This is a genomic window from uncultured Chryseobacterium sp. (genome assembly GCF_913776365.1).
Taxonomy (GTDB): domain Bacteria; phylum Bacteroidota; class Bacteroidia; order Flavobacteriales; family Weeksellaceae; genus Chryseobacterium.
This window is the reverse complement of the sequence record NZ_CAJYMO010000011.1, coordinates 1-2,836: the sequence shown is the minus strand read 5'-3', so window position 1 is coordinate 2,836 and position 2,836 is coordinate 1. Positions and strand designations below refer to the sequence as shown.

4 protein-coding genes are annotated in these 2,836 nt (G+C 39.9%); 3 read left to right on the top strand and 1 reads right to left on the bottom strand.

What is annotated here, in order from left to right:
- Window positions 1-183: 183 nt before the first annotated feature.
- Window positions 184-855, bottom strand: a complete 672-nt coding sequence (locus QZ735_RS00700; RefSeq protein ID WP_294243268.1) for a LuxR C-terminal-related transcriptional regulator — start codon at window positions 853-855, stop codon at window positions 184-186.
- Between the two features lie 172 nt (window positions 856-1,027).
- On the opposite strand from QZ735_RS00700, the gene tssO reads away from it, so the two are divergent.
- From tssO to QZ735_RS00685, 3 genes are all read left to right on the top strand, one after another.
- The gene (gene tssO / locus QZ735_RS00695) at window positions 1,028-1,564 is read left to right on the top strand and encodes a type VI secretion system TssO (protein WP_294243266.1); all 537 of its coding nucleotides are present in this window, start codon (window positions 1,028-1,030) and stop codon (window positions 1,562-1,564) included.
- Window positions 1,565-1,584: 20 nt separating this feature from the next.
- A complete protein-coding gene (locus tag QZ735_RS00690) occupies window positions 1,585-2,112 on the top strand; it encodes a type VI secretion system transmembrane protein TssO (protein WP_294243265.1) in 528 nt (175 codons plus the stop codon).
- A gap of 54 nt (window positions 2,113-2,166) precedes the next feature.
- Window positions 2,167-2,836 (top strand): PKD domain-containing protein (locus tag QZ735_RS00685; protein ID WP_294243263.1); only part of this gene is annotated, 670 nt, incomplete at its 3' end.

Below are 2,836 nucleotides of genomic sequence, written 5' to 3'. Positions count from 1 at the left end.
CCAACTTATTTGAGATGGTGTTTACCAATTCTGCCTTTGTCATTTCCTTATTTTAATTTTAAATTTTAGGTGTGCAAATTTAGTTAAAAAAATTGAATATTAACAAATTAGTGGCAAAATATTTTTTTATAAGCAATTGAAAATTTACAGTTTACTTTGGGTTATCTCCCTGTTAACTCACTTTTACATGCTGGAATTATAATATCCGTTCTCTACACAGAAGCGGATGAGATGAAGCTTTGTCTTCAGCCCCAGCTTTTCCGTAAGGCGGTTGATGTAGGTATCGATGGTTCTCGTACTGAGACTGAGCTTTTCCCCTATTTCCTTATTGCTGAAGCCTTCGTAGCAGAATTTCATCAGCTGTATCTCTGCCGGTGAAAGTTCTTCCTGGCTTTTTTTCTGCCGGTCCAGATATTCCAGTACAGCCAGTGGCTGCTGTTCCCATTCCCTTGTGTAAAGTGCATAATCGAAACTGTCTGATGCTATTTTTCCTTTTATAATATCTTTTATGATGTTGCTCTTTTTCTGACAGTAGTATACGTTGGGAATGTTGGCGAGAATGTCTGCCATATCTTCCTGATAGGTGCCGGAATATGTGATTACGGGCGTATCCGTATTGCTCTTCCTGATGTATTTAATGGCTTCTATCCCGCTCAGTACCGGCATGAAAAGTTCAATGATAAATACATCTTCCTGCCTCCTGTAATTCCTGCTGATCAGCTCATGACCGTTGTTACAGTCATTCAGCAGCATATAGAAAGGATTTTCCGTCAGCGTCTTGATCATGATCTTTTTGAAATAAAAATCGCTGTCTGCTATGGAAAACCGCACAGTATTGGATAATATTTTGCTCACTTTACTATCGATTTGGTGAATGATAATTAAAATTCCGAAGACTAAAGTATGAAAAATATGCGGAAACACAGAATTAATCTCTTGCTACCACAAAAAAAATCTGTTTACAATACTTAATTTTGTATATACAGTATTTTTTTTTAATTTCACAATCCCAAACAAATCACAAACTATGTCTTCGAACAGAGAAAAAAAATTAAACAGAGAGGATGTCAGGACAGGAATACTGAAGTTTATCCTGTCATTTGTCATTTTATCAGGTGTTTCGTTTATCTGTATCTTTTTCTTTTTCAAAAGCTACGATATCCAAAGGGAAGGAATCAAGAGGGAGGCCGACAATTACCGTGAGCTGCTTACCAGAAGCGACCTGCTCAGAATCCACGTAGACAGCATCCTGTACCGTATGGACCAGCTTGACATCAATAAGGTGAACAACGATATATTCCTCAGGAATTACATTATGGATAATGTAAGGGATGCCAAAAATATTATGGGAAAGGACAGCGCAGATAATTTCAAGCATTATTCCATACTCATGAAGCAGATAGAGCCTATGCTGGCCCTGAAAAATGATATCGTGACCGTATCTTCCAAGGAACAGATCGCTTTGCGGGACCTGAGTGAATGCAAAGGCAAGATAGGAGTGATGAACAGCGAACTCCGGGTAGACCCCACCAGGAAATTTTCCGGCAGCAGACGCAGAAGATAAAAAAACACCATACACAACACATGCAGGGACAAGTTACACTCTCAAAAAAAGAAAGGCAATATCAGTTTCTATACCTGATCCTGATGCTTTTCGCAGCACTTATTTTTCTGTCGATCATTTTTCTGAAAGGTTTTCAGTCTCCTTTTTCAGATGAAGACATCGTTTCTGTACAGATCCTGGAAGAAAAAGCGAAATTCGACCAGAAGCAGAAATATTCTTACAAGACCATGGACAGTACTTTTTCCATGATTAATAAACTGACCGACCAGGCACCGCAGCCCTTTGTGGAAAACAATATTATGTACGGAATCAACGATGTAGCCAATTATTTCGAGAACGGAGACAATATCATCGACATCCGTAAAGATGCCTATCCCCAGATCGCCCGGTTCTATAAAATGTTTTTCAATGATAAAAAAATTATTTCCAGCAAAACCGAGAATATCAAAAATTTTGAAAAGCAGTTTGAAGAATGCTCCATTGGCTTCAGGGAAAAAAAGAGCCAGCTGTTTGACCGGGCAACAGCGTTGAAAGCAAGGACCCAGTAAGACTCTGATCCGTACACAAAAAAATTAAATAAAACACATTACACAATCTTAACTATGAATTACTTTCAGAAAAACAAGAAGAACATTATTATCGGTGTTATTGCAACATTGCTCATTGCGGCACTGGTTGCATTGTGGCTTCAGAAGAAAGTGATACACTCTGCCGATGATATCGTAGGGCTTGTATATCCGTCTTCCGTAAAAGTAGGGGATACGCTGCTGTTTGAGGATAAAACCCAGTTTGCCAAAACCAAAAGATGGAATTTCGGAGACGGCACCACCAGCGATAAAAGCAGTGGGATCCACTTTTATAACAAACCTGGATATTATCAGGTCACCCTGATTGTTGATAACAAATATTCGAAGTCCTTTCCTGTGATGGTTTCTGCCAGAAGCATCCCGAAACCACTGGATACCCTGAAGATGAGAACCCTGATTGATGCTCCCAGCCAGGGAATGCAGTTTGAGAACATCCAGTTCCGGGCTGTTTCCGATGCCAAACAGTTTACCTGGAAATTCGGGGAAACCGGGAATATCGATTCCAAAGACAAGCTGGCCATCTATTCCTACAAGAAGCCGGGCAACTACCTCGTGACCCTGTATACTGACGAAAGCGAAGACCCTATCATCCACCAGATAAAAATTGTTCCCGGCTATGATGCCATCAAGGAGGAAGTAACCGTAGAAGATACTTATGCAAAGATCGACAATGACTTCAAGTATC